This is a genomic window from Pollutimonas bauzanensis, assembly GCF_040393045.1.
GTDB lineage: Bacteria > Pseudomonadota > Gammaproteobacteria > Burkholderiales > Burkholderiaceae_B > Pollutimonas > Pollutimonas bauzanensis_A.
The window spans coordinates 23,693-47,999 of record NZ_JBEBUX010000003.1 but is presented as its reverse complement, the minus strand read 5'-3'; the positions used below and the strand labels follow the sequence as shown (position 1 = coordinate 47,999).

Sequence of the window (24,307 nt, the reverse complement as noted above, 5' to 3'; positions counted from 1 at the left end):
TAATTACTTCGCGCTTGCAAGAAGCTTGTCAAAATCCTTGTCAAGCTTGGCCAGAGAGTCGTTGATCTTTGCCCGTTTTTCTTTGATCCAATTGTCCTGATCAGCAATTTTTTGGTTGGCGATTTTCAGCATGCGCTCCATTTCTGCTGGCTGCGGGCCGCCGACGGATGCGCGGTTCTTGATAATCGAGAGCGGGTCCAGAGTAGCGCGGAACTCCTGTTCGCTCATGGGGAGTTCGCCTGTATGGTGGGTGCCTTCGACGGTCTCGGCATAGATCCGCTTTGCGTCGGCGTATGGAAAGTCCAGCGGCTTGATATCTTTCTGCTTGGCATAATCAACGATGTTGGACGCAAAGTGGTGACCAATACGGAAAGGCAATTTGTATTTGCGCATCAATACATCGGCAAGTTCCTGTGATGCTGTCCAGTCGCTATTAAGCTCTTCCAGCGCACGCTCGGGGCTGATAACCATTGACTTAAGAACGGTGTCCCAGCCCTTAAGCGCTTTAATGCCGCTGTTGATGATTGCCTTGTTGTTTTTGACTTCCTTGGGGTCGCTCATGCCAGGAGTGATGTTGTGCGCTTGAAGGACGACTCCCATCGCCAGCGACACTGCGGTCGAGGCATCGCTGCGTGTCCTGTTGAGCAGACCTGGATTGCGCTTTTGCGGCATTGCACTGGAAACGTAGGTGTTGCCGCCGCCTTCCTGCAACAGTATCCATGGACGCGACTGGGCGTACTGTGTCATGACGTCCTGGATGAAGTTCCCCGTATGCAAAGCCGTGCTGGTCACGATAGCGCCCGCCTCGACAGGCTCGTCCATCGACGATATCTGGGAAGCATCGTAGGCGTTGTCAACGATTGCGTCGAACCCAAGGTAGTCCGCCATACGAGTGCGGTTCAGCGGCCAGCTCGTGCCGTTCAACACCGTTGTACCCATTGCGGATCGGTCGACCCGCACATAGGCTTCACGGATGCGTTGCGCGTCGCGATCAAGGCCTGCTGCATGGCCCAAAAGATAGTGGCCGTAGGTGTTGGGCTGAGCGGCTACACCGTTCGTGTAATTAGGGACGACGGTGCCGGCATGCTTTTCAGCCAGCTTGACCAGTGTGCTGGAAGTCTGGTTTAGCTGGTCGGCCAGGTTCAGAAGGTCGTCACGCAGGATGGCTGAGCGGTAGGTGGCATGCATGTCCTGGCTGGAGCGGCCCGCATGAAGCAGCGTTACGTCCTCGCCGGCGGCCTTGATCAACAGGGGTTCAAAGGTGATGACGGATGATGGGCGCTTGGCGCCCGGTTGGTTACCGTCGGCGATGACTTTTGAAATGCCAGCTGCGATATCGGGCGCCAGTGACTTGTCCAGCAAGCCTTCATCGGTGTTGATCACGGCAGTCGCTTTGTTCATTTCGCCCAGCCAGAAAAACTCGTCATGGACGGGCGTTTGTTGGGCGGCGCCCGGAACAGCATAAAGCGAAACAACAATGGCCAGCGCGCAAAAAGGAAGCTTCATGACGGTACTCCTTATTAGTAAAACTGCTAGTGGGTTTTCAGTCCCGATGCTTGCGGTGCCTGGTTTGACTTATTTTTTAATAAACCAAGGCGCAAAGGGTTGAGCATCCAGACCAGGCTTCACATACCAAACCTTGCGGGTCGCATCCCAGAGTGCGCCCATGGCTTTTACCGTATCTTTGTCTGCATAAGCAACCTTAAGATCGACACGGCCTGACTCGGCCGGCGTATCGTGGGTTTGATTCTTTTCGACAGACGTGTTGGCCCGCGAGCGGGACGATGCCAGCTGCATGCGCTTGATGAACGGGCTGCGTTTTGTATCTTCCGTAGGTGATATCAGCGTCAGGCGTGACTTGGCGCGCGTGGCGCCGACATAGAAAAGGTTTTCTTCCTCTTGTTTGTGGGGGTTCAAGATGCTGGGGAATTCCTCGCTTTCCAGGAACGGCATCACCACATGGTCGAATTCCTTCCCCTTGGAATTGGCTACGCACTCCAGCACAACGAAACCTTTACTTTTTCTGGTGGCGACGAAGGCGTCGGCCGCGCCTGTCCACTCAGAGAACTGGCGCAGATTCATGTCCGATTGTTTGGCTGCGGCAATAAAACCGTTCACCGATTTTGTGATCACCGCAGCATCATGAGGGTGGACGTAAATTCGTTTGGCAAGCGCTTCCAGATCCAGCTGCTGGCAAATGTCATGTAGCACAGCATGCGCCGGGGTGTCGGCATTGACCTCTTCCATATAAGCCACTGCGCCTGAAATGCGCACCTTGGCCAGATCTTGTTTATGGCGCTGAATATGACCGCTGAAAAACGTGCGAAGTAGGGTTGGGTCACTGACGATAAGTTCCTTGGCTTCATCCATCTCTTTGGGCGTAAGGGTCAGCTCCCCGAAAATGGCCAAGGCTTCTACGATGGCTTTCTGAATAGCTGCCGACTTGACCGACGCCAGATTATTCAGGGCAATGGCGACCATGCCGCGCAAAAATAGAATTTCTTCGCGCTGGGTGTAGCCTTGCATTCCATGGGTGCGGTATGCAATATCCGCACGCATCAATGCATTCTCGATCGCTACGGACTGATGCCGGTCGCGCAGGAGGATGGCGCAATCCTCCAGAGGACGCTTTTCGGCTTTCCATTTTTGTATGGCCTCCACTACACGCGCAGCGCAAGCATCAGGCTCGTCTTGCGGATAGTGCAATGGGATAATTTCCGTTATCAGCGACAAGCCCGACTCTACTGGTTTCTGCTTGAAGGCTTGCATGGCATAGGCCAAGTGGGGACCATGGCGGTAGGTCATGGTAAGCGGGTAACGGACTGCAGCAGGTTGCCGGTCAGCGAAACGATGCCGCAGGTAGCTGTCGTCGGCGCCAAGGCTGGAATGGATCACCTGATCCTTGTCGCCAGCGCCGACGAAATACAGATTGTCCTTGTCCAGCAACGCCTCGAGGATGCGGAACGAAGCCTCGTTCAGGTCATGCAGCTCGTCGCCGGCTACGAGCCTGTAGTCAGGGAGGACATTTTTACTTTCCGGAAACTCATGAAATTGCCGCGCGAGATCGTAGGTGGCATCGAATGGACCCCGAAAGCGCGCTTCGTCGAAGCTTCCAAGACGCAGGCGTTCGTACTCGAGCGTCCACAGGTAATCGGTCAGGGGTATGCCCAGGCGCTCGGCGGCGTCATCCGGGCCATTATCGTAGTCATTTTCATCGAGCGCCATCGTGGCTTTCAGCCGCAACTGATATTCCAGAAACTGGCTGATGGCAATGTTATGGGTGCGAATATCCAGATATTCCACAGTTTGACCGTACGTCAGGCCGACGCTTTCTATTGCGGCAAGCGCCTGCGTCCTGAGGTCATGCGCCGATTTCAGTTGCAATACATTGACTCCTTCTATCGCCTTGAGTGTTTCAAGAGAGAATTCATCAAATGTCCGTATGTGAATCCTGGCTGCCGTGGCTGAAGGAATGCCGATGTCAACCAGGCGTGTTTTCATCACGCTCTTGGCTTCGGGCGTAAAAACCAATGCCAGAATTTGCTCGGGCTGGAGGCCTCGCGCGATTGCCTCGCCGATTCTTAAGGCCAGGGTCGTGGTTTTAGCAGCCCCCGCATTCGCCTCGATCAGCGTCACCCTGTGCTGGGAAAGCTGAATGTTTTTTTGTTCTTGAGTGGGAATGAGCCTGTGCGGGACAAAGCGCACAGGATTTGGGGGGCTAATCATTAAGTGGTCTCCAGGACGCAAATCTTACCCTGTGGCGGAGCAGCCTTTGAGTTACCAATCGATACGGGCTTCTATCGCCGTCGCAGTTTACAGTAACGTATCGTTTTTGCGAGGCAGACACCAATGGCTATTCTTATTCTGGGTTTGGCGGTTTTTCTGGGCATGCATTCAATTCGCATTGTCGCCGACGACTGGCGCACGGCACAACGCAACCGCTATAGCGAACATGCGTGGAAAGCGGGCTATTCGATCGTATCGATCATCGGTTTTATATTGATTGTTGTCGGCTACGGAATGGCACGGCAAGAGCCCGTCATTTTGTGGGCGCCGCCAGTGGCCATGCGGCACATTGCAGCGCTATTGACGGCCATTTCATTTGTTCTGATCAGTGCGGCTTACGTCCCGCGCAATAGCATCAAGGCGGTTTTGCACCATCCCATGCTGCTGGGCGTGAAATTATGGGCTTTCGCCCACTTGCTGGCCAACGGCATGCTGGCGGATGTGATCCTGTTTGGCAGCTTTCTGATTTGGGCTGTGTTCTGTTTTCGGGCCGCCCGCCAACGCGACAAGGCGGCCATGACGCAATATCCAGCAGGCACAGCCATGGGCACGATTATCGCCGTCGTTGTCGGACTGGTTATATGGGCCTTGTTTGCGTTCTGGTTGCACGGCCTGTTGATCGGCGTGCGGCCATTCGCTTAATGGCCTGCTTAGTCTATTTCCGCACCCATATTGGGTGCACAATCCAGTTTTACCAAAGGAATTTGATATGAAAGTGTGCACGTTTCGTACTGTATCCACGGCTATTTTCATTGCCGCGTTATTACCTATTGGCGCAGCACACGCTCAATTGGGCGACTTGTTGAAAAAAGGAACTGAAAGCAGTTCGTCCGGCTCGCTGGGAAGCCTGGGCGATATCGGCGGCATGCTGTCGGGACAGTCTATTACCCCGGGCAGCACAGGCAACGTTGCCGGCGTGCTGGAGTTTTGCATGAAGAACAACTATCTTGGCGGCAATAGCGTGGCCTCAGTTAAAGATGGACTGTTAGGCAAGCTTTCCGGCGGATCCCCTTCATCCGATAGCGGATATACCAGCGGCGCGCAAGGCATATTGAATAGCGGTGACGGCAAGCAGATAGATCTGAGCGGCGGCGGGCTGAAAGAGCAAGTCACAAAACAGGTGTGCGACAAGGTGTTGTCGATGGGGAAATCCCTGCTGTAGACACTTGATAACCATACGCCACTTCCGCCCGGGCGATGAGCCGCAATTGCGGGCTATCTTTTTCTCGGCGGTCCATGAACTGGCTTGCCGGGACTATTCAACCGCGCAACTGGATGCCTGGGCGCCAGTGGCTTACGATATGCCTGCCTGGCAAGAGCGTATTCGCGCGATTCAGCCTTTTGTCGCCGAGATCAATGGTTGCCCTGTGGGGTATGCCGATTTGCAGACCTCAGGTTACATTGATCACTTCTTCGTCGCAGGCTCGCATGCGGGGCGCGGCGTGGGCCGGGCATTGATGGCGCATATTTTCCAGGAGGCGAGGCAGCGCGGTATTGCGTTGCTTTCAGCAGATGTCAGCCTGACCGCCGAACCCTTTTTCGCCAGCAACGGTTTTAGCGTGATCACCCGTCAACAAGTTTTAGTTCGTGGTGTTGCGTTGTCCAATGCGCTGATGGAAAAAAAACAGCAATTACTGACGTGATGTAGTGCTAGATAAGGATATACAGTGAACGATCTTTCAGTTTTCCCCGTTACCAAGAAGTGGCCGGCGCAGCATCCTGAGCGGTTACAGCTTTATTCGTTGCCCACCCCCAATGGCGTCAAGGCCTCGATCATGCTGGAAGAGACTGGGCTGCCTTACGAGGTGCATTTGGTCAGCTTCGACACTAATGACCAGATGACGCCAGAGTTTTTATCCATTAGCCCCAACAACAAGATTCCAGCCATCCTGGACCCCCAAGGCCCTGATGGCAAACCGCTATCGCTGTTTGAATCCGGTGCAATATTGATTTATTTGGCGGATAAGTCCAAGCAGTTCATACCGCAAGATCCCGCCGGCCGCTACGAGACTATTCAGTGGCTGATGTTTCAGATGGGCGGTATTGGCCCCATGTTCGGTCAACTCGGCTTCTTCAATAAATTCGCAGGGAAAGACTACGAAGACAAGCGTCCGCGCGACCGCTACGTTGCCGAGGCCAAGCGCTTGCTTGGCGTGCTCGATCGGCGTCTCGAAGGCCGCAGTTGGGTTATGGGCGACGCCTACACCATTGCCGACATCGCCATCTTTCCCTGGGTCCGCAACCTGATAGGCTTCTACGAAGCGGGTGAACTGGTGGGGATTGCTGATTTTCCCAACGTCACTCGTGTGCTCGATGCGTTTGTGGCGCGGCCAGCCGTGGCAAAAGGGCTGGATATCCCCAAGCGCAATTAGTCGTTTGGCAGTCAGCGCGGCTTCAAAACGCTATTTTTACTGAAGGTGCGCTGCGTTGTGCTTCACCGTGGTAGACGGCTTCGATGTTGTTGCCGTCAGGGTCAAGAACAAAGGCGGCATAGTAGCCCGGATGGTAATCGCGCAATCCCGGGGTTCCATTGTTTTTGCCCCCATTGGCCAGCGCCGCTGCGTGAAAAGCATTGACCATCGCTTTGTCCCGCGCCTGGAATGCCAGGTGATGGCGTCCTGTCAGTTCCCCGTGCGCGGCTTTGCTATCGGCAGAGGACACGAATAGTTCGTCGACCCAGAAGTACCCATCTCCTTCGCCGCCCATAGGGATTTTCAAAACGTCGAAGACGGCCTCGTAGAATTTCTGGCTGGCGGCAAGATCCCGTACGACCAACTGTATGTGATCGATCAGGCGGCCACGATGTAGTTCTTGGGTTTCCATGGAGCTCTCCTTTAGCGGTTGGCAACAACAAAAAGCCTGGGGAAGGGCAGCAGTACAGTGCCATCAGCTAACGCCGGGTACGCCTGTGCTATGGCTGCCTTATAACGTACAAGGAATGCATCCTGTTCGTCCTTGCTCAACTGTGCAAGATAAGGCTGCAGCGCAGATCCCTTAAACCATTCGACCACTGCCGCGGCGCCGCCCTTCATCGGGTGGTAGTAGGTTGTTCGCCATACATCGACATGGGTACAGAGGGGGTGAAGCAACTCGTAGTACCAATTGGCGTTATGCCTAGCCGGCAGGATGGTTCCAGCCAGCTTCCCCGCCCATGGGCCATTCTCGGCAACCTTGCGCAATAGCTTGTGGGCCGGTTCTTCCAGATTGTCGGGAGTTTGCACGGCCAAGCAGCCACCGGGCGCGAGTTGGCCTAGCAGACGGGGGTACAGGGATGCGTGATCAGGAAGCCATTGCAGTGATGCGTTTGCCAATATCACATCGAATTGTGCCGCCGGATTCCAGGTTTGAATATCGGATTGCTCGAAATCAAGTTCGGGCAGGCGCTTTTTTGCAGTTGCAACCATGTCGCCAGCGCTGTCCATGCCGGTGACTGTAGCGCCGGGAAATCGTTGAGCCAAAACTTCTGTGGAGTTACCCGGGCCGCAGCCTAGATCAACAGCGGTGCGAGCATTTTGTAGTGGTATGGCCGCGACCAGGTCGCGCACTGGCCGCGTTCGTTCATTTTCGAAAATTGAGTATTGTTTTGCAGACCAGGTCATTGTGTTTACCGTTGTGGGTTGGGGCGTTTCGAGAACGCATACTAAACAGAATAGAATTAAAGCTGGTTTGCGTAAATACGCAATGGAGGTCGGGGGCAATGGATACTTATAATTTGCAACGCTTCATTGATGCACAAGACAAGGTCTTTCATCAAGCCTGCGCGGAACTTCGCTCTGGTAAAAAGCGCAGTCATTGGATGTGGTTCATTTTTCCGCAAATTGAAGGTTTAGGCCATAGCGACATGGCGCGTACCTTTGCTATTTCTTCGCTAGCAGAGGCCAAGGCGTATTTGGATCATCCGATACTTGGCGAAAGGCTGCGGGAATGCACCCGGCTGGTGAGTACCGTGCAGGGGCGGTCCATCGGGCAGATTTTCGGCTATCCCGACGATATGAAATTCCATTCTTCAATGACATTGTTTTCGTGCGCAGATACTGATGATCAGGTGTTTAGCGGTACGCTGCGAAAATATTTTAATAGCGAATTGGATGCCTTAACGCTGAAGTGTCTGGGGTTGTCGGGCTAAATGCCGCCTAGCAGATCGTTCTGGTTAAGTATGGTGTAGGCGATTTCGGGATGGGTTTCCAGGCAGCGACGAATGGCTGCGGGAATGGTTTGTTGCGTTTTGCTGCATAGCCCTGGTCGCGCGACAAGCCGGATGTTAAAGCCGCGCATGGTGCGTACTTCGTTAATGCCAGGGGTGATTTCCAGAATGATGCCTAGTTGGGCGTAAATTCGTTCCTGGATATGCAGCAGATCGGCGTAGCTGGAAATACTTTCAATACGCGCTATCAGCTTTTTTTCTTCGTGCTTGGTCAGCCACAGTATGCGGGTATCGCCGCCAGACCCATTCAGCAGGCCGTCTCGATCGCACGTACAGGCGCCGGCAGGGCAGGGTTCTCGGATGGGGATGGCGGGCGATGGCGACATAGAGCTCATACTGCAAGTGGGTTATCGTAAGACAAGAGCCATCTTACCGCTATCTTCGTCAGCTTGCGAAAATTTGGAATTCAGTTGATTTGACGACGGGGCGCACCACTCGACTTTCACGCTGCATCTCTACCAGTCCGTAACGAGCCATGGTTTTCAACGTGCGGGATAGATTGCTGGGTTTACGGCCGGTGATCTCAGCCAAATTGGCAATGGACGCTGGTTGTCGTGACTGGATGACTCGCAGGAGGGCACGGTTGTCATCACTTAATACTTCGGCGAGTGATCGCATCGAGGTAAACCACACCTTAGGCTCGTTAGCTTTGGGCTTATAGTCGCCTTTCGCAATCGCCAGTAAGCGTTGCCGAATTTTTTCCTGAGACAAAATTCCAATAGTTATTGTCATTGTTGTTTGTTCCTATCTAGAGTCAGCGCACGATCAACTTCCAAGAAAAAATCGGCCAATAAGTCATAGCGCTTCTAAACTCATTTCCTGATCAATAATGTTGCCGTCCATTTCTAACAGGGTATCAAGGCCAAGATTACAAGGTTTCATATATCATATCATCAGATGATAGGTTTTGGTATAGGCCTTAGTATCCCTGGGCCAGCATTAAGCGGCAATTGAGACGCGGACGGTTTTGTCCGTGGCGTGAAGGGTTCAAGCGCCATCAGCAATAGGGGCAGACCAACACAGCACCCTATCTTTCAGTGGATAATGGCATCTACAAGATAAACACATCACGCTGCAAGAGGGAACATCATGAATTGGAGAGCCTGGCGTCGTCAGTGGTTGACTGAGCCCTTGTATCGCATGGCGCGCGAGACCATGCCCAGCCTGTCGCTTACGGAACAGCAGGCCATCGAAGCAGGCGACGTCTGGTGGGACGCGCAACTTTTTTCCGGCAATCCTGACTGGAAAACGCTGGTCAACGTCAAGCCGGTTGCGCTGACTCCCGATGAACGCGCCTTCATGGATGGCCCTGTCGCCCAGGTGTGCCGCATGCTCAACGACTGGCAAATCACCTGGCAGCATGGCGATCTACCCGACGAAGTCTGGGCCTTCCTCAAGCAGCACGGCTTTTTCGGCATGATCATCCCTAAGGAATACGGCGGTCTGGGCTTCTCGCCCTACGCGCATTCTGAAGTCGTTCGGCAAATATCGGTGCGCTCCGTTACCGCCGCCGTTACCGTCATGGTTCCTAATTCTCTGGGGCCCGGCGAACTGCTCATGCAATTCGGTACGCAAGAGCAGCGTCAGTACTGGCTGCCGCGGCTTGCCCGAGGCGAAGAGATCCCGTGCTTCGGCCTGACCAGCCCCGAGGCGGGTTCCGACGCCGCGGCCATGACTGACTCTGGGGTGGTTTGCCGTCGCGATATCGACGGCGTAGACACCTTGGGCATTCTGTTGAATTGGCGTAAGCGCTATATCACCCTTAGTCCGGTCGCCACGGTACTGGGCCTGGCCTTTAAGCTATCCGATCCTGACGGTCTTATCGGCGACACGCCGGAGCTGGGTATTTCCGTTGCCCTGGTGCCTACCAGCTTGCCCGGTGTCGTGACGGGACGGCGCCATCTTCCTGCGATGCAGGCCTTCCAGAATGGTCCTACCGAAGGCAACGATGTATTTGTTCCCATTGATGCCTTGATAGGGGGCGTGGCACAGGCGGGGCAGGGTTGGCAGATGCTGATGAGCGCATTGGCTGCGGGCCGCGGCATTTCCTTGCCGTCCTTGTCGGCTGCCGCCTGCACGTTTGCCGCCCATACCTCAGGGGCCTATGCCCGTGTCCGTACGCAGTTCGGCATACCTATAGGCAAGTTCGAAGGGGTGCAGGAAAAACTGGGGCGCTTGGCCGGCAATGCCTACCTGGTCGAAGCCGCACGACGCTTTACTTGTGCAGGCCTGCAATTGGGGTACAAGCCATCAGTGGTGTCGGCCATCATGAAACTGCACGCGACAGAGCGCATGCGGCAATCGGTCAACGACGCCATGGACATCCACGCAGGCAAGGCGGTCATTGATGGGCCAGCCAATTATTTGGGCAATCTTTATCGGGCTTTGCCGGTGGCTATTACGGTAGAAGGCGCCAATATTCTTACGCGCAGTCTTATCGTATTCGGTCAGGGGGCTATCCGCGCTCATCCCTACTTGATGAAAGAAGTGGTGGCTCTGGGCAATAGCGACCAGTTGGCCGGCGAAGACGCGTTTGATGCTGTCATCTGGAAACATCTGGCGCATAGCCTGAAAAATGCGCTTCGAGCCACGGGCACGGCGTGGACAGCAGGCCGTTTTGTCGCCGCGCCTAAAGGAAGCAGGGCAGCGGCGCCTTACTATCGCAGCCTGAACCGCTACGCAGCGGCGTTCGCGCTAGTTTCCGAAGTTGCTTTGCTGACATTAGGCGGGTCGCTCAAACGCAAGGAAATGCTGTCGGCCCGATTGGGCGACGTGCTTGCCGAATTGTATTTGCTGTCCGCCGTGCTCAAGCGCTGGCAGGATGAAGGCCAGCACGAATCCGACCTGCCTCTGGTTGCATGGTGTGCCCAACAAGGGTTCGCCACTATCGAGAAGCGTCTGGACGATGTCTTGCTAAACCTGCCTATGCGTAGCGCGGGTTGGGTCTTGCGCGCTTTGCTGCTGCCGCCCGGTATGCGGGCCACGCCGCCATCGGATAAGGCTACAGCGCTGTGTGCCAATTTGCTGCTTGAGCCGTCTGATACCCGCGACAGGTTGGTTGGCGCGGTCTGGGAAGGCCACGATAGCCCCAGCGTAGAGCAACTGGAACGCGCTTTTGAACTTGTGGTTGAAATCCAGCCCTTGCTTGACCGCATCAAGCATGCCGGCCTGCGGGATTGGCGGCTGGCGCATGCCAGCGGCGCAATCACGGATGCTCAGGCAAACTCCCTGGAGGCCGCCGAAAAGGCCGTGGCTGCAGTCATCGACGTGGATGATTTCGCGCCCGGCGAATTCGAGCGGCAACCGGTTTAGTCAGCCCGTTCTTTGCGCTGTATCAGCTCGATCTTGTAGCCGTCCGGGTCTTCCACAAAGGCGATGACGGTCTGGCCGTGTTTCATGGGGCCGGCTTCGCGCGTAACGTTGCCGCCTTTTTCCTTGATCCGGGCACAGGCATCGTAAGCGTCTTCGACTTCCAGGGCGATATGGCCGTAGCCATTGCCCAAGTCATAAGCGGGTGTATCCCAATTGTGGGTCAGCTCGATGACGGCACCTTCGCTTTCGTCTTGGTAGCCGACAAAGGCCAGGGTAAATTTGCCATCGGGGTAATCTTTACGGCGCAGCAATTTCATGCCCAGAACGTCGGTGTAAAACATCAGCGATCGGTCCAGGTTGCCTACGCGCAGCATAGTATGTAGTAATCGCACAAAATTCTCCTTGGCGGTTATTTGGGGTAAGACGATTAAATCAACGGCAACGAAGCGGGATCGTGCTGCTTAAGGGCGTTGCGCGATTTTTCGAAGCCGGGCAATATCCGTTCGACTTCGCGCCAGAAATCCTTGCTGTGATTCATTTCCCGCAAATGGGCGATCTCGTGGGCGATGACGTAATCGATAATGTGATGTTCAAAGTGTATCAGTCGCCAGTTAAGCATGATGTTTCCATCGCTACTGCATGATCCCCAGCGCGTTGCCGCGGATGAAAGCCGCCAGCGACGGATCGTCAATTGGCTGGCATCCAGAAAATGCTGCAGCCGTTCGCCGAACCAGATCTTTGCCTGCTGCTGCAGCCAGGAATGCACACTATCGCGCACGCGGTTGCGATCGGCGTCGGCTGGCAACGCAAGGCTAAGCATGTCGCCATCGTCGGGCGCGAAGGGGCTACCCTGGAATATCGGCGATTTCTGCATGCTGTCCAGGTTCAGGACGATGCGCTTTCCCAGGTAGGGGATGGTGCCCCCGTTTTGCCATAGCGTGTCTGCGGTAGCCAGGTGCTGTTGTCGCGTCTGCCTGATCAGCAGTTTGCCGAGTATCCATGGCGCTTTTTCAATGACGGTGGCGTCTATCTGGCCCAGCGTGACCCAATTGGGCGCCGTAATCTGTAACCCGTCATCGTTGATGGTCAGGCCTATGCTTTTGCGTCGTGAGCGTTGCAGTACATAACCGATGGTTTGTTGAGGCGTCTTCACCTCGCGCCAGCGGGCATTCAGCGGCAAAGCCGGAGGGCGGGTCGTAACGATGTTTTCGTGGCTGGCGACAGGCTCTGGCGCAGGCTGCGGTTCAGGTTGTAGCGCGAAGGCCGAGGCCAGCGTATCGGAAAACAAGGAGAGTTGCTTAGTCAAGCCCATATCGTTCTGGATTCAGTACCCTCATTTCGGATTCGATCCACTCCTGTACCTTCTTGTTGACCGTGTCTGCATCCAGGCCGGCCGTTTCAATAAGCGGGCCTATTGAAACCGTAATAAGCCCGGGCTTCTTAATAAAGGCATTGCGTGGCCAGCATTCGCCCGCATTATGGGCGACAGGGATGATGGGGGTATTGGTGCGCGTGGCCAACAATGCCCCGCCCAATTTATATCGTCCGGTTTTGCCGGGCAACATGCGAGTGCCTTCGGGAAACAGTATAGGCCAGCGACCTTCGTTGATGCGTTGCTGGCCGATTTTCACGACTTGCTCGAAGGCGTCGCGCCCTTTGGCGCGGTCTATGGGGATCATGCGCAGCAATGCCAGGCCCCAGCCGAAGAAAGGAATGCGATGCAGCTCGCGTTTGTACACAAAGCACATGTCGCGTGGCATATGCGCAATGATGAACATGGTTTCCCAGGCTGACTGGTGCTTGGACAGCATGACGGCCGGGCCATCGGGCAGGTTTTCGGCCCCTTTGATTTCCCAGCGGATACCCAGTATTACTTTGGCGCCCCAGATTCCCAGCCGGGGCCAGCCGGTGGTGACTTTATAGCGCCAGTGCAAAGGCAGCGGCGCGCACAAAAGGCTGGCGATGGCATAAGGAACAACGGTAATGAACAGAAAAATCTGATAGAGCGTCGCGCGAAGTAGAGCCATGTTTATTCCTCGGAAAGCCACGCGTCGACGACGGCGGCCAGATTGTCCCTGATTTGAGTGCCTGCCGGGATCTCGCCGTTATCTCGTGTTTTTTGCCCGTTGCCGGTCAGTACCAGCCACGGCGAGCAGCCGGCGTCGACAGCCGCCTGCAGGTCTCGCAGGGAGTCGCCAACGGCCGGCACATGTTTCAGATCGATGTCATAACGGTGGGCTATGTCGAGAAACATGCCAGTCCGGGGTTTGCGGCATTCGCAACCGTCGTCAGGTCCGTGGGGACAAACAAAGATGGCATCGATGCTGCCGCCGACCTGCGCGACTTCGCGGCGCAGCTTGGCATGGATGGCGTTGAGCGTATCCATGCTGAACAGGCCGCGGGCGACGCCCGATTGGTTGCTGGCAATGACCACGCGCCAATTGGCGCGGGAAAGGCGCGCGATGGCCTCCAGACTGCCGGGCAGGGCTATCCATTCGTCAGGGTTTTTGATGAAATCTGCGCTATCTTGATTGATAACGCCATCGCGGTCGAGAATGGCTACTTTCACTGGGCTAACCTGGAAATATCGGCCACCTGGTTCATGACCTGATGGAGGTCTGCCAACAAGGCCAGTCGGTTGGCGCGTATGGCCGGATCGTCGGCCATGACCATGATGTCGTTGAAAAAGGCATCAACGGCATCTTTGGATTGTGCCATGGTCGCCAGGTTACCCGTGAAATCGCCCTGGGCCAGTTGCGCCTGCGCCTGGGGCTTGAGCGTATTGATGGCCTGGGCCAATGCCTGTTCGGCTGGCTCTTGAAGTTTTCCTGGGTCGACAGCGCCGTGTTCAGTATCGGCCTTTTTAAGCAGATTGGTAATACGCTTGTTGGCTGCTGCCAGGCTTTCGGCTTCGGGGCGCTGTGCAAAGCTGGCGCATGCCTGTATGCGGGCATGTACTTGGTGCAGCGCAGGCTCGAGCGCCAGCACAGCGTCGACCACATTGCGGTCGAAGTCGCTGTTTAATTGGTTGCGGTAGCGTTCGTAAATAAATGCTTGAACCTCGGCGCCGCAGGTTGAACTGAGGACGCCGGGGGCGAAGGTGGTTGCCGCAAAGGCAAGCAGTTCGGGCAGGCGCAGGCTGGCGCTGTCGTTGATGGCCAAGTAGCCGCCCGCTTGCAATTGCTCGAAGGCGCTGATCATGCCCAGCGCGGCACGGCGCAACCCGTATGGGTCGCGTTCGCCCGTTGGCACCAGGCCTATTCCCCAGATGCCCAGCAGTGTTTCGACGCGCTCGGCAATGAACAATACGGTCGAGGTCAGGGTATCGGCATTGACGGGCGTATCCAGGCGGATACGGTATTGCTCTTTTAGGGCCAGGACGATATCGTCGGGCTCGCCGTCTGCTTTGGCGTAGTAAGCGCCCATAATGCCTTGCAGCTCGGGGAACTCGCCGACCATGAGGGAACCGAGGTCGGCCTTGGCCAGCAACGCGGCACGATCGGCATGTTCGGTATTCGCCTGCAGCTGGCCTGCCAGATAGCGCGCTATCTGACGCACGCGTTCCACGCGCTCCAGTTGCGAGCCCAGTTTGTTGTGATAAACGCTGGTGGCCAGGCCGGCTACCCGATCGGCCAGCCGCGTTTTGCGGTCAGTCTGGAAAAAGAATTGCGCATCCGCCAGGCGCGGGCGCACGACGCGCTGGTTGCCTTCGATGATATGGACGGGATTATCGACGTGCATATTGCTGACGATCAGGAAGCGGCTAGTGAGCTTGCCAGTTGCCGGCTCGAAAAGCGGGAAGTATTTTTGATTCAGACGCATGGTCAGAATCAGGCATTCGGGGGGCACCTGCAGGAATTGCGCTTCGAACTCGCCGACGTATACAGTGGGATGTTCTACCAGCGCGGTGACCTCGTCAAGCAACGCGTCTACTTCGGGACCGGCGCCTATCGTGGCGCCCAGGGCTTGCGCCTGGCTTTGCAGTTGCTGGCTGATCAGTTCCTTGCGCGCGGTAAACGACGCAATCACTTTACCTTCGTCATGCAATTGCTTTTCGTAGGTGTCGGGCGAAGCGATGGTAATCGCCTGGGGGGCCATGAAGCGATGGCCCAGTGTGGTGCGCCCGGATGTCAAGCCCAAGGCCTGTATCTTGATGATGTCGTTGCCCCAGAGTGCAATCAGTTCATGCGCGGGGCGTACGAATTTGACGCTGCTGACGCCGTCGGCCAACTGGTAGCGCATGACCTTGGGTATGGGCAAGTGGGTAATGGCGTAGTCCAGCGCTTGCTGCAAGGCGTCGGCAAGCATTGCGCCTGCGGCTATGCCTTTGGCGTACAGATAATCTTGCTTGCCGTCGGACTCGGTGATCAGGTCGGCGGCTGACAGGTGCTCCAGGCCTTTGCTGGCCAGTTTCTTTGCCAAGGCGGGGCTGATGCTGCCTGTTTCGCTTAGGCCAATCTTGGCCGGCATCAGTTTTTCGGTATAGCTTAAGTCGGGCGCCTGAGGCAGTACGGCGCTTAGCAGGACAGCCAGGCGGCGCGGCGTGGAAAAGTCCGTGATGCCGCAATCGTCGGCCAGCAAATGGTGCTGATCCAGTGTTTTGCGTATGCCTTCGGCAAAGGCCAGGCCCAATTTCTGTAGTGCTTTGGGCGGGAGTTCTTCAGTGCGCAGTTCTATCAGCAAGGGCTGTGTCGATGCGGCGGTGGCTGTGGTCATTATGCAGCCTCCGTGCCGTTGCGGTTGACTAGCATGGGAAATCCAAGTTTTTCGCGTGAATCAAAATAAGCCTGGGCGACGGCGCGCGACAGGTTGCGGATGCGGCCAATATAGCTGGCTCGTTCGGTAACGCTGATGGCGCCGCGGGCGTCCAGCATATTGAAGGTGTGCGCAGCTTTAAGTGTCGCCTCGTAGGCGGGCAATGCCAGCGGGACTTCGATAAGGCGCTGTGCTTCGGCTTCGTAATCGTTGAAGTGGGCCAGCAGCATGGGGATGGACGCATGCTCGAAGTTATAAGTGGATTGTTCCACTTCGTTCTGGTGGAAGACATCGCGATACAGCACTTTCTGCCCATGCGCGCCTTCGGTCCAGACCAGGTCGTATACGCTTTCGACCCCTTGAAGATACATGGCCAGGCGTTCCAGGCCATAAGTGATCTCGCCTGTGGTCGGGCTGCAGTCAAGGCCGCCGACTTGCTGGAAGTAGGTGAACTGGGTGACTTCCATGCCGTTAAGCCAGACTTCCCAGCCCAGGCCCCATGCGCCCAGCGTGGGGTTTTCCCAGTCGTCTTCGACGAAGCGGATGTCGTGTTCCTGGGGGTTGATGCCCAGCGCGACCAGCGAACCGATATACAAGTCCATGATGTCGGTGGGGGCGGGTTTGAGTACTACCTGGTATTGGTAGTAGTGTTGCAGCCGATTGGGGTTTTCGCCGTAGCGGCCGTCGTTGGGGCGGCGCGAAGGCTGTACATATGCCGCGCGCCATGGCTCAGGCCCGATGGACCGCAAGAAGGTTGCCGTATGCGAAGTGCCCGCGCCGACTTCCATATCGTAGGGTTGCAATAGTGCGCAGCCCTGCTTATCCCAGTATTGCTGGAGCGTTAAAATGATTTGCTGAAATGTGAGCATGAGCGAAAGCCAGTAAAGCGAAAAGCCGCAAAATTTTTCAATTTTAACTGGTTCCGCGCCAAAGAAGGCAGCCCAGTAATTGGGGCTCTGGTAATTGGTCGTATGATATTGCGTTATCGACTGTCTTTAACAGGCGCTTGCTGGCGCCGCGGCTTTTTGGGAATTGATTTATGTCTGATTTGGTAAAAGTGGAAATCATCGATCGCGTACAGATCATTACGGTCAATAGGCCCGAGGCGCGCAATGCCATCAACTATGAAACCGCGCATGAACTGGCCAAGGCGTTCGATCAGCTTGACGCCAACGATGACGTGGTAATTGGGATTCTTACCGGGGCCAATAACACCTTTTCTTCCGGTATGGACTTGAAAGCATTTGCGCATAATGGCCAGCGCCCTTTGGTCGAAGGCCGCGGCTTTGCCGGCCTTTGCGAACGGCCCCCCAGAAAGCCCTTGATCGCCGCGGTAGAAGGCTACGCTTTGGCGGGCGGTTGTGAAATGGCTTTGGCCTGCGACATGATCGTGGCGGCAAACAACTCCAGTTTCGGATTGCCGGAAGTCAAGCGCGGCATCGTGCCCGGTTCCGGCGGCATGGTTCGTTTACCCAGTCGCATCCCTTATCATATTGCCATGGAAGCGGTACTGACAGGCGAAATGCTGCCCGCTGAACGCGCGCATCAGTATGGTCTGGTCAATCGCCTGGTTGAGCCAGGCAAGGCACTTGAGGGCGCTCTGGCGTTGGCACGCGTCATAGCCGAAAACGGCCCTCTGGCTGTGCAAACCGCCAAAAAAATCGTGTCCGAATCCCGCGACTGGCGCCAGTCTGACATGTTCGATTTGCAGCGGCCTCGGGTCGCCCATATTTTCGTATCGGCCGACGCCAAAGAAGGCGCGACCGCTTTTGCCGAAAAGCGCAAGCCTGTGTGGACCGGGAAGTAAGCCTTTGCGCAACTGGCCAGTAACCTCGGCAGGTGTTACATGCTTGCCTTTTTTATGACTATATAAGCTCCATGACTACGACAATTAAAGAATCCGACCTGATCCAGTCCATCGCGGACGCCGTGCAGTTCATCAGTTATTACCATCCGGCTGATTACATCCAGCATCTGGCTCGCGCCTACGAACTGGAAGAAAGCCCAGCCGCCAAAGACGCAATTGCCCAGATACTGACCAACTCGCGCATGTGCGCCGAGGGCCATCGCCCGATTTGTCAGGATACCGGCGTCGTCAACGTATTCCTGAAAGTGGGCATGGATGTCCGCTTCGATACACAGCGCAGCATGCAAGATCTCTGCGACGAAGGGGTGCGCCAAGGGTACCTGAACCCCGACAATCCTTTGCGCGCATCCATCCTTGCCGACCCTTTGTTTACGCGCAAGAACACACGCGACAATACACCCTGTATTGTCAGTGTCGAGCTGGTCGCCGGCGCTAAAGTCGATGTGCAAGTGGCAGCCAAAGGCGGCGGCTCGGAAAATAAATCCAAATTTGCCATGCTTAATCCCAGCGATTCGCTGATCGATTGGGTTTTGAAGACGGTGCCGCAGATGGGCGCAGGATGGTGCCCGCCGGGCATGCTGGGTATTGGGGTCGGCGGAACAGCCGAGAAAGCCATGCTGATGGCCAAGCAGTCCCTGATGGAAGATATCGACATGTACGAGCTTTTGCAGCGCGGACCGCAAAACAAGCTCGAAGAACTGCGTATCGAGCTCTACCAAAAGGTGAATGCGCTGGGCATAGGCGCCCAGGGCCTGGGTGGTCTGACTACGGTGCTGGATGTCAAGATTCATACTTTCCCGACACACGCCGCCTCCAAGCCAGTAGCCATGATCCCCAACTGCGCGGCAACACGCCACGTGCATTTCGAACTCGACGGCTCTGGCCCAGCCCAACTGACGCCGCCAGCGCTTTCGGACTGGCCTGATGTCCATTGGGCCCCTGACTACAATAAATCGTTGCAGGTGGATCTGAACACTTTGACCAAAGCGCAAGTCGCCAGCTGGAAGCCAGGCCAGACCTTGCTGCTGTCAGGCAAAATGCTGACGGGCCGCGACGCCGCCCATAAACGTATTCAAGACATGCTGGCAAAGGGCGAGAAACTGCCCGTGGATTTCGCCAATCGGGTTATTTACTACGTAGGCCCGGTCGATCCTGTGGGCGACGAAGTCGTTGGTCCGGCAGGCCCTACTACCGCTACCCGCATGGACAGCTTTACCGACATGATGCTGGAACAGACTGGCCTGATCTCCATGATAGGCAAGGCCGAGCGCGGTCCGGTTGCCATCGAGTCCATACGCAAGCATGGTTCGGCGTACCTGATGGCTGTGGGCGGTTCGGCTTATCTGGTTTCCAAGGCGATACGCGGCGCCAAGGTTGTCGGTTTTGAAGATCTGGGCATGGAAGCCATCTACGAATTCGATGTCAAAGATATGCCGGTTACCGTGGCGGTGGACTCCACCGGTACATCGGTGCACGAAACCGGTCCCCGGGAATGGAAGGCGCGCATCGCCGAAATTCCTCTGATCCCAGTGTAATCAAGGGATGCCGGATTATGCTCGCCACGCGAGCGAATCCGGCCTGTTTAAGCCAAGTGAAGAGGGGCTTATCCAAAATCGAATTCACAAGCGCTGCATAAGCATGCAAGCTAGTGCTTTATCTGATTTAACGGAAAAAGAGCCTCATGACAGCCCCGAACCCCTCTGCCTGGATTGGCCGGACCGAAGAATGCAATGATTCGATCGACATTGGCCACATCGAGAAGGTCGCACTCAGCCTGGGTGCGGCAACGCCCCAGGTAGGCGACGCGCTGCCCTTGCTATGGCACTGGGCCCTGTTTGTGAAGGGTGTGCCTTACGACCAGATAGGCACAGACGGCCACCCGCAACGTGGTGGTTTTCTACCTGCGGCAGATAACCGTAACCGCATGTGGGCGGGCGGTCGCCTGGAGTTTCTGCAACCTTTACGCATCGGGACGCCAGGCAAACGGCTGTCGACTATCGCCGCCGTCAAGGAAAAAGAAGGCAGTACCGGCAAGTTGTTGTTCGTAACGGTAAAGCATGAATACACCCAGGACGGCGTATTATGCATCTCCGAAGAACAGGACATCGTCTACCGCGAGCCCAGCCCTCCCAAGCTAGAGGGTAGCGTGCCGGCGCCGCAAGCGCAGTGGTCCGAAAATATCGACCCAACGCCCGTCATGCTGTTTCGCTACTCGGCGGTAACCTTCAACGGCCACCGCATTCATTACGATGAGCCCTACGTAACGCAAGCCGAAGGCTATCCCGGTTTGGTGGTGCACGGCCCCATGATCGCGACCTTGCAATGCCAGGCATTCACCAATGCCCATCCCGACAAGGACGTTGTTTCCTTTTCTTACCGCGGTTTGAGGCCGCTGGTCGCGCCGCGCCCCTTCCAGGTGGCCGGCATGCTGACACAGGACAATACGGCCCAACTCTGGGCGGAACAAGACGGCACGCTTGCCCATCAAGCTGAATTAAGGTTCAAGGCATGAGCACTTCAACACAACCTACTATTGCAACCAGCAATCCCGCAGCGCCGCGGCCACTGGACGGTATTACCGTTGTGAGCCTGGAACACGCCATTGCCGCGCCATTTTGCACCCGCCAGCTTGCCGATATGGGCGCTCGCGTCATCAAGGTCGAGCGACCCGGCGTGGGGGATTTTGCCCGTGGCTACGATGAGCGGGTCAAGGGGATGGCGTCGCATTTTGTGTGGACTAATCGTTCCAAGGAAAGCCTGACGCTGGATCTTAAACGGCCAGAAGCGGCAGATATCCTGGGCGAATTGCTGGGGCAGGCCGATGTGCTGGTACAAAATCTGGCGCCTGGTGCGGCGGCCCGCCTGGGCTTGTCATTCGAAGCTTTGCACGAAAAGCACCCGAGCCTGATCGTCTGCGATATTTCTGGTTATGGCGAAGGCGGCTCATATCAGGATAAAAAAGCCTACGATCTGCTGATTCAAAGTGAAAGCGGATTTTTATCCGTTACTGGAACACCGGACAGTCGTGCCAAGGCGGGCTGTTCGATTTCCGACATTGCGGCAGGCATGTACGCCTATAGCAGCATTTTGTCGGCGCTATTGCTGCGCGGGCGTACAGGCCAAGGCAGCCGCATCGACGTATCCATGCTGGAAAGCATGGTCGAGTGGATGGGGTTCCCCATGTACTACGCGTTTGACGGCGCGCCTCCACCACAACGCGCAGGCGCTGCGCACGCCACCATCTATCCCTATGGCCCCTTCCCGGTGGGGGATGGCAGCGAAGTGATGCTGGGGCTGCAAAACGAACGCGAGTGGGCGGCATTCTGCAACATTGTCTTGAAACAGGCTGACGTGGCGGCCGATGGCCGGTTCAGCAACAACACCCAGCGCGTGGCCAACAAAGAGGCGCTGCGGGTATTGATTGTCACGACGTTTGCATCCTTGTCGCGTGCCCAGGTCATTGAGCGCCTGGAAGCCGCAAACATTGCCAATGCCAGCGTCAATACGATGCAGGACGTGTGGAATCATCCGCAGCTAGCCGAACGCCAGCGCTGGACCACTGTGGATAGTGCTGTCGGTCTACTGCCGGCGCTGATTCCGCCGGCAACGAGTTCGGCATTCGAGGCCCGCATGGACAAGATCCCCGCACTGGGCGAGAATTCCGCTTCTATTCTTGCCGGACTGGGTTATTCGCAAGATGAAATCCAGGGCTTGGCGCAACAAGGGGTTATTTAATGCAGCAACAAATCAGATCGGCATTGTTCGTGCCGGCGACCAGGCCAGAGCGATTTGCCAAGGCCTTGGCCGCTGGTGCCGATGCCGTCATTATCGATCTTGAAGATGCGGTTCAGCACGACCTTAAAGATCAGGCCCGGGAACATTTGCGTGAGTTTGCCAGCGCTAATCCGCAGTCTTCCTTTTTTGTGCGGACCAACGGCGCGACAACCTCCTGGTTCAATGCCGATCTGGCTTTATGCGCGGCGTATGACAACATTAAAGCCGTGTTGCTGCCCAAGGCCGAATCGGCACAGCAGCTTCAGCAGGTAACGGGGGCGGGTAAAGCCGTGCTGCCCATCGTGGAAAGCGCCAAGGGCGTACTGGCGCTGGATGAACTGGCGGCACAGCAGGGTGTTGCGCGGCTATCCTTTGGTAGTCTGGATCTCATGCTCGAATTAGGTGCGACTCCCGATACCGCTGGCGCGGCGTTGCTGCTTAACCAAATACGTTGCCAGATTCTGTTGCATAGCGCCGCTTGCGGGCTGGCGGCACCGCTGGATGGCGTCTACCCGAACTTTTCTGATCAAGACGGCTTGTCAGCACTGGCCCGGCAGGTACGAGACATGGGCTTTGGCGGGATGCTATGCATACATCCTGCGCAAATCGCCACAATACATGCAGCATTCGCGCCAACGGCCGCCGACACAGAGTGGGCGAAGCGCATTGTTGCGATGGCCGATTCCACCGGATCGCTGGCCTTCCAGATGGATGGAGAAATGGTGGATGCGCCCGTTATAGAGCGGGCAAGGCAGATTTTGCGGCAACAGCCCTGATCGCTGGTTCAGGGAATACGCGCCAGCGCCTGGTCAGAGCATGCCGCCAGCAAGGCGGCGACCGGGCCCTGCGCCAATATCAAGCCGGGCGACAGGTCCGACAGCGGCCGCAATACGAATGCACGTTCGTGCATGCGGGGATGGGGCACAATCAAATCGGGTTCCTGGATGTTCTGGTCGCCAAACAGCAGCAAGTCCAGATCCAGCGTGCGCGGGGCATTGCGATAAGGGCGCAGGCGCCCATGGCGCTGTTCGATATCCTGCAATGCAAGCAGCAACTGCCTGGCTGTCAGCACCGTATCAAATGAAGCAACGGCATTGATGTAATCAGGTCCGCTGGAGTCGATTGGCGCGCTGCGGTATAGCGGCGATAGTTCGAATTGCTCTGTGCCCGGCATTTGCGCCAGTTCGTCGGCAGCCTGCAGCAAAGCAACTTGTGCATCGCCCAGGTTCGCGCCCAGGCCAATATACGCCAGCGTCATGCTTGGGGTGTGCTGGCCGGAGCACGCCGTTTGGGGCTGCGGCGACGCCGCGTCGTGGTCGGTTTGCTGCGTGTCTTCGCCTGATAAGTTTCGATCAGTTCAGCTCGCGTAGAGTCATCGGCATTAGCCAAGTCCATCCACCATTGCGCTTGTACGCTATCCACTTCGCGCGCCTCGGCGCGCAATTGCAGGAAGTCAACGGCGGCACGAAAGCGCGGCTGCTCCAGCATGCGCCATATGGTCTTGGGGTTGGCGCGCTCGAAGCGGGCTTGCATGAACCAGATTTCGCGCATGTCAGCCTGAAAGCGGCGCTGTATGGCCAGTTTGCGGGTTTGCTCTTCCACGACTGAGTCGGCTGCTTGCATGAGTGCCTGAGCGGGGTGTTCGCCCCCGGCGCAGATTTCTTGCCAGCGCTTATTGACCAGTTTCCACAGCAGTGCGGCAAACAGGAAGCTTGGGCTAACGGTCTTGCCTGCCCGCACACGCGCGTCGGTACGCGCTAGCGCCAGTTCGACAAACTCTTCGCCGCCTTCTTGTTTGAAGATGATGTCGATCAGGGGCAGCAAGCCGCGGTCCAGGCCAACGGCCTGCAACTGGCGCACGCAGTCCATGGCATGCCCGCAGGTCAGTAGCTTGAGGATTTCGTCGAACAAGCGCGAGGACGGTACATTTTCGATAAGCGGCGCCATGCGCAAGATGGGTTCGCGCGAGGCTGGATCTATCGTGGCGCTGAGCTTGGCAGCGAAGCGCAGCGCGCGCAGCATGCGCACCGGGTCTTCGCGATAGCGTGTTTCGGGGTCGCCTATCATGCGCACCACGCGCTTTTTCAGATCTTGCACGCCGCGATGGTAGTCGATGACTTCTTCCGTGACGGGGTCGTAATACAGCGCGTTCAATGTGAAGTCGCGGCGCGCGGCGTCTTCCTCGTGCGTACCGAACAAGTTGTCGCGCAGAATGCGGCCATGTTCGTCGGTGTCTTGTTCGACCGATGCCGGGGCCCTGAATGTAGAGGTTTCAATTATTTCCTGGCCGAACACCACATGCACCAATTGAAAGCGCTTGCCGATGATACGGGCGCGCCGGAACAGCGCGCGAATTTGATTGGGCGTGGCGTTGGTGGCCACGTCGAAATCCTTGGGCTCCAGGCCTACGATAAGATCGCGCACAGCACCGCCCACGATGTAAGCGGCATAGCCTTCGTGCTGAAGCACTTCACACACTTTGATGGCGTGGCGCGAGACGTTGCGCCGGTCAATGCCATGCTTGTCTTGGGATAAGCGTTCAGGCCCGCGGCGCGGCGCGGAGAATAGACGACCTACAAAGTTTTTTATTGTTTCTTTAATCATGAATG

25 protein-coding genes are annotated in these 24,307 nt (G+C 56.5%); 11 read left to right on the top strand and 14 right to left on the bottom strand.

Going from position 1 to position 24,307, the window contains the following annotated elements; genetic code table 11:
* Window positions 1-3 precede the first annotated feature (3 nt).
* Window positions 4-1,506, bottom strand: coding sequence for an argininosuccinate lyase (locus ABWO67_RS00965; protein WP_353146375.1), 1,503 nt, complete (start codon window positions 1,504-1,506; stop codon window positions 4-6).
* 69 nt (window positions 1,507-1,575) lie between these two features.
* Complete coding sequence (locus tag ABWO67_RS00960; RefSeq protein WP_353146373.1) at window positions 1,576-3,726, bottom strand: ATP-dependent helicase; 2,151 nt, start codon at window positions 3,724-3,726, stop codon at window positions 1,576-1,578.
* A gap of 123 nt (window positions 3,727-3,849) precedes the next feature.
* Here ABWO67_RS00960 and ABWO67_RS00955 point away from each other — a divergent pair, with 123 nt between their 5' ends.
* The 4 genes from ABWO67_RS00955 to ABWO67_RS00940 all read left to right on the top strand — a co-directional run bounded on the left by ABWO67_RS00955 (window position 3,850) and on the right by ABWO67_RS00940 (window position 6,158).
* Entirely contained in the window at window positions 3,850-4,428 is a 579-nt protein-coding gene (locus ABWO67_RS00955; RefSeq protein WP_353146371.1) for an NnrU family protein, read from the top strand.
* Between the two features lie 67 nt (window positions 4,429-4,495).
* A complete protein-coding gene (locus ABWO67_RS00950; protein WP_353146370.1) occupies window positions 4,496-4,948 on the top strand; it encodes a YjjA family protein in 453 nt (150 codons plus the stop codon).
* A 4-nt stretch (window positions 4,949-4,952) separates the two neighbouring features.
* Window positions 4,953-5,429, top strand: coding sequence for a GNAT family N-acetyltransferase (locus tag ABWO67_RS00945; protein ID WP_353146369.1), 477 nt, complete (start codon window positions 4,953-4,955; stop codon window positions 5,427-5,429).
* A gap of 24 nt (window positions 5,430-5,453) precedes the next feature.
* A complete protein-coding gene (locus tag ABWO67_RS00940; protein ID WP_353146367.1) occupies window positions 5,454-6,158 on the top strand; it encodes a glutathione S-transferase N-terminal domain-containing protein in 705 nt (234 codons plus the stop codon).
* 22 nt (window positions 6,159-6,180) lie between these two features.
* Here ABWO67_RS00940 and ABWO67_RS00935 read toward each other — a convergent pair whose 3' ends face one another.
* Window positions 6,181-6,609 (bottom strand): VOC family protein, encoded by a 429-nt coding sequence (locus ABWO67_RS00935; protein ID WP_353146365.1) that lies wholly within the window; start codon window positions 6,607-6,609, stop codon window positions 6,181-6,183.
* A gap of 11 nt (window positions 6,610-6,620) precedes the next feature.
* Window positions 6,621-7,385 (bottom strand): trans-aconitate 2-methyltransferase, encoded by a 765-nt coding sequence (gene tam / locus ABWO67_RS00930; protein ID WP_353146364.1) that lies wholly within the window; start codon window positions 7,383-7,385, stop codon window positions 6,621-6,623.
* A 98-nt stretch (window positions 7,386-7,483) separates the two neighbouring features.
* Between tam and ABWO67_RS00925 the strand changes: the two genes are divergently transcribed.
* The gene (locus ABWO67_RS00925) at window positions 7,484-7,912 is read left to right on the top strand and encodes a DUF1810 domain-containing protein (RefSeq protein ID WP_353146362.1); all 429 of its coding nucleotides are present in this window, start codon (window positions 7,484-7,486) and stop codon (window positions 7,910-7,912) included.
* On the opposite strand, the gene ABWO67_RS00920 is transcribed toward ABWO67_RS00925, so the two are convergent.
* Both ABWO67_RS00920 and ABWO67_RS00915 read right to left on the bottom strand, forming a co-directional pair.
* Window positions 7,909-8,316 (bottom strand): hypothetical protein, encoded by a 408-nt coding sequence (locus ABWO67_RS00920; protein ID WP_353146361.1) that lies wholly within the window; start codon window positions 8,314-8,316, stop codon window positions 7,909-7,911. The genes ABWO67_RS00925 and ABWO67_RS00920 overlap by 4 nt on opposite strands.
* A gap of 58 nt (window positions 8,317-8,374) precedes the next feature.
* Window positions 8,375-8,722: an HVO_A0114 family putative DNA-binding protein gene (locus ABWO67_RS00915; RefSeq protein ID WP_353146360.1), complete on the bottom strand. Its 348-nt coding sequence runs from the start codon at window positions 8,720-8,722 to the stop codon at window positions 8,375-8,377.
* Window positions 8,723-9,079: 357 nt separating this feature from the next.
* On the opposite strand from ABWO67_RS00915, the gene ABWO67_RS00910 reads away from it, so the two are divergent.
* Window positions 9,080-11,302, top strand: a complete 2,223-nt coding sequence (locus ABWO67_RS00910; protein ID WP_353146358.1) for an acyl-CoA dehydrogenase — start codon at window positions 9,080-9,082, stop codon at window positions 11,300-11,302.
* On the opposite strand, the gene gloA is transcribed toward ABWO67_RS00910, so the two are convergent.
* Genes gloA through glyQ form a run of 6 tightly spaced genes read right to left on the bottom strand, consistent with a single transcriptional unit; the run spans window position 11,299 to window position 16,926 of the window.
* Window positions 11,299-11,694, bottom strand: a complete 396-nt coding sequence (gene gloA, locus ABWO67_RS00905; RefSeq protein ID WP_353146357.1) for a lactoylglutathione lyase — start codon at window positions 11,692-11,694, stop codon at window positions 11,299-11,301. The genes ABWO67_RS00910 and gloA overlap by 4 nt on opposite strands.
* A 35-nt stretch (window positions 11,695-11,729) precedes the next feature.
* Window positions 11,730-12,614 carry a M48 family metallopeptidase gene (locus tag ABWO67_RS00900; protein WP_353146355.1) on the bottom strand — a complete coding sequence of 295 codons (885 nt, stop codon included), beginning with the start codon at window positions 12,612-12,614 and terminating at the stop codon, window positions 11,730-11,732.
* Entirely contained in the window at window positions 12,601-13,329 is a 729-nt protein-coding gene (locus ABWO67_RS00895) for a lysophospholipid acyltransferase family protein (protein WP_353146354.1), read from the bottom strand. The genes ABWO67_RS00900 and ABWO67_RS00895 overlap by 14 nt, the downstream gene beginning before the upstream one ends.
* A 2-nt stretch (window positions 13,330-13,331) precedes the next feature.
* Window positions 13,332-13,871 carry a D-glycero-beta-D-manno-heptose 1,7-bisphosphate 7-phosphatase gene (gmhB, locus tag ABWO67_RS00890; RefSeq protein ID WP_353146352.1) on the bottom strand — a complete coding sequence of 180 codons (540 nt, stop codon included), beginning with the start codon at window positions 13,869-13,871 and terminating at the stop codon, window positions 13,332-13,334.
* A complete protein-coding gene (glyS, locus tag ABWO67_RS00885; protein ID WP_353146350.1) occupies window positions 13,868-16,018 on the bottom strand; it encodes a glycine--tRNA ligase subunit beta in 2,151 nt (716 codons plus the stop codon). Before glyS ends, gmhB begins: the two co-directional genes overlap by 4 nt.
* Entirely contained in the window at window positions 16,018-16,926 is a 909-nt protein-coding gene (glyQ, locus tag ABWO67_RS00880) for a glycine--tRNA ligase subunit alpha (protein WP_353146348.1), read from the bottom strand. Before glyQ ends, glyS begins: the two co-directional genes overlap by 1 nt.
* 170 nt (window positions 16,927-17,096) lie before the next feature.
* On the opposite strand from glyQ, the gene ABWO67_RS00875 reads away from it, so the two are divergent.
* From ABWO67_RS00875 to ABWO67_RS00855, 5 genes are all read left to right on the top strand, one after another.
* The gene (locus tag ABWO67_RS00875; protein ID WP_353146346.1) at window positions 17,097-17,864 is read left to right on the top strand and encodes a crotonase/enoyl-CoA hydratase family protein; all 768 of its coding nucleotides are present in this window, start codon (window positions 17,097-17,099) and stop codon (window positions 17,862-17,864) included.
* 71 nt (window positions 17,865-17,935) lie between these two features.
* Window positions 17,936-19,459: a fumarate hydratase gene (locus tag ABWO67_RS00870; protein WP_353146344.1), complete on the top strand. Its 1,524-nt coding sequence runs from the start codon at window positions 17,936-17,938 to the stop codon at window positions 19,457-19,459.
* Between the two features lie 146 nt (window positions 19,460-19,605).
* Window positions 19,606-20,436, top strand: a complete 831-nt coding sequence (locus tag ABWO67_RS00865) for an HTD2 family dehydratase (protein WP_353146342.1) — start codon at window positions 19,606-19,608, stop codon at window positions 20,434-20,436.
* Complete coding sequence (locus ABWO67_RS00860; RefSeq protein WP_353146340.1) at window positions 20,433-21,659, top strand: CaiB/BaiF CoA transferase family protein; 1,227 nt, start codon at window positions 20,433-20,435, stop codon at window positions 21,657-21,659. The genes ABWO67_RS00865 and ABWO67_RS00860 overlap by 4 nt, the downstream gene beginning before the upstream one ends.
* Entirely contained in the window at window positions 21,659-22,474 is an 816-nt protein-coding gene (locus tag ABWO67_RS00855) for an HpcH/HpaI aldolase/citrate lyase family protein (RefSeq protein ID WP_353146338.1), read from the top strand. The genes ABWO67_RS00860 and ABWO67_RS00855 overlap by 1 nt, the downstream gene beginning before the upstream one ends.
* Window positions 22,475-22,482: 8 nt before the next feature.
* Here the strand turns inward: ABWO67_RS00855 and folK are convergent, their stop codons facing one another.
* Together folK and pcnB are read right to left on the bottom strand one after the other, a co-directional pair.
* Complete coding sequence (gene folK / locus ABWO67_RS00850; protein ID WP_353146336.1) at window positions 22,483-22,956, bottom strand: 2-amino-4-hydroxy-6-hydroxymethyldihydropteridine diphosphokinase; 474 nt, start codon at window positions 22,954-22,956, stop codon at window positions 22,483-22,485.
* Window positions 22,953-24,302: a polynucleotide adenylyltransferase PcnB gene (gene pcnB / locus ABWO67_RS00845; RefSeq protein ID WP_353146334.1), complete on the bottom strand. Its 1,350-nt coding sequence runs from the start codon at window positions 24,300-24,302 to the stop codon at window positions 22,953-22,955. Before pcnB ends, folK begins: the two co-directional genes overlap by 4 nt.
* Window positions 24,303-24,307 lie beyond the last annotated feature (5 nt).

Excerpts from the sequence above, each read along its gene's own strand:
- ABWO67_RS00875 (WP_353146346.1), top strand. The coding sequence starts at position 17,097 with ATGTCTGATTTGGTAAAAGTGGAAATCATCGATCGCGTACAGATCATT.
- ABWO67_RS00960 (WP_353146373.1), bottom strand. The coding sequence starts at position 3,726 with ATGATTAGCCCCCCAAATCCTGTGCGCTTTGTCCCGCACAGGCTCATT.
- ABWO67_RS00935 (WP_353146365.1), bottom strand. The coding sequence starts at position 6,609 with ATGGAAACCCAAGAACTACATCGTGGCCGCCTGATCGATCACATACAG.
- ABWO67_RS00915 (WP_353146360.1), bottom strand. The coding sequence starts at position 8,722 with ATGACAATAACTATTGGAATTTTGTCTCAGGAAAAAATTCGGCAACGC.
- ABWO67_RS00870 (WP_353146344.1), top strand. The coding sequence starts at position 17,936 with ATGACTACGACAATTAAAGAATCCGACCTGATCCAGTCCATCGCGGAC.
- ABWO67_RS00955 (WP_353146371.1), top strand. The coding sequence starts at position 3,850 with ATGGCTATTCTTATTCTGGGTTTGGCGGTTTTTCTGGGCATGCATTCA.
- ABWO67_RS00925 (WP_353146362.1), top strand. The coding sequence starts at position 7,484 with ATGGATACTTATAATTTGCAACGCTTCATTGATGCACAAGACAAGGTC.
- glyS (WP_353146350.1), bottom strand. The coding sequence starts at position 16,018 with ATGACCACAGCCACCGCCGCATCGACACAGCCCTTGCTGATAGAACTG.
- glyQ (WP_353146348.1), bottom strand. The coding sequence starts at position 16,926 with ATGCTCACATTTCAGCAAATCATTTTAACGCTCCAGCAATACTGGGAT.
- ABWO67_RS00920 (WP_353146361.1), bottom strand. The coding sequence starts at position 8,316 with ATGTCGCCATCGCCCGCCATCCCCATCCGAGAACCCTGCCCTGCCGGC.
- ABWO67_RS00865 (WP_353146342.1), top strand. The coding sequence starts at position 19,606 with ATGACAGCCCCGAACCCCTCTGCCTGGATTGGCCGGACCGAAGAATGC.
- ABWO67_RS00855 (WP_353146338.1), top strand. The coding sequence starts at position 21,659 with ATGCAGCAACAAATCAGATCGGCATTGTTCGTGCCGGCGACCAGGCCA.
- ABWO67_RS00950 (WP_353146370.1), top strand. The coding sequence starts at position 4,496 with ATGAAAGTGTGCACGTTTCGTACTGTATCCACGGCTATTTTCATTGCC.
- ABWO67_RS00910 (WP_353146358.1), top strand. The coding sequence starts at position 9,080 with ATGAATTGGAGAGCCTGGCGTCGTCAGTGGTTGACTGAGCCCTTGTAT.
- ABWO67_RS00965 (WP_353146375.1), bottom strand. The coding sequence starts at position 1,506 with ATGAAGCTTCCTTTTTGCGCGCTGGCCATTGTTGTTTCGCTTTATGCT.
- ABWO67_RS00895 (WP_353146354.1), bottom strand. The coding sequence starts at position 13,329 with ATGGCTCTACTTCGCGCGACGCTCTATCAGATTTTTCTGTTCATTACC.
- tam (WP_353146364.1), bottom strand. The coding sequence starts at position 7,385 with ATGACCTGGTCTGCAAAACAATACTCAATTTTCGAAAATGAACGAACG.
- folK (WP_353146336.1), bottom strand. The coding sequence starts at position 22,956 with ATGACGCTGGCGTATATTGGCCTGGGCGCGAACCTGGGCGATGCACAA.
- pcnB (WP_353146334.1), bottom strand. The coding sequence starts at position 24,302 with ATGATTAAAGAAACAATAAAAAACTTTGTAGGTCGTCTATTCTCCGCG.
- ABWO67_RS00860 (WP_353146340.1), top strand. The coding sequence starts at position 20,433 with ATGAGCACTTCAACACAACCTACTATTGCAACCAGCAATCCCGCAGCG.
- ABWO67_RS00900 (WP_353146355.1), bottom strand. The coding sequence starts at position 12,614 with ATGGGCTTGACTAAGCAACTCTCCTTGTTTTCCGATACGCTGGCCTCG.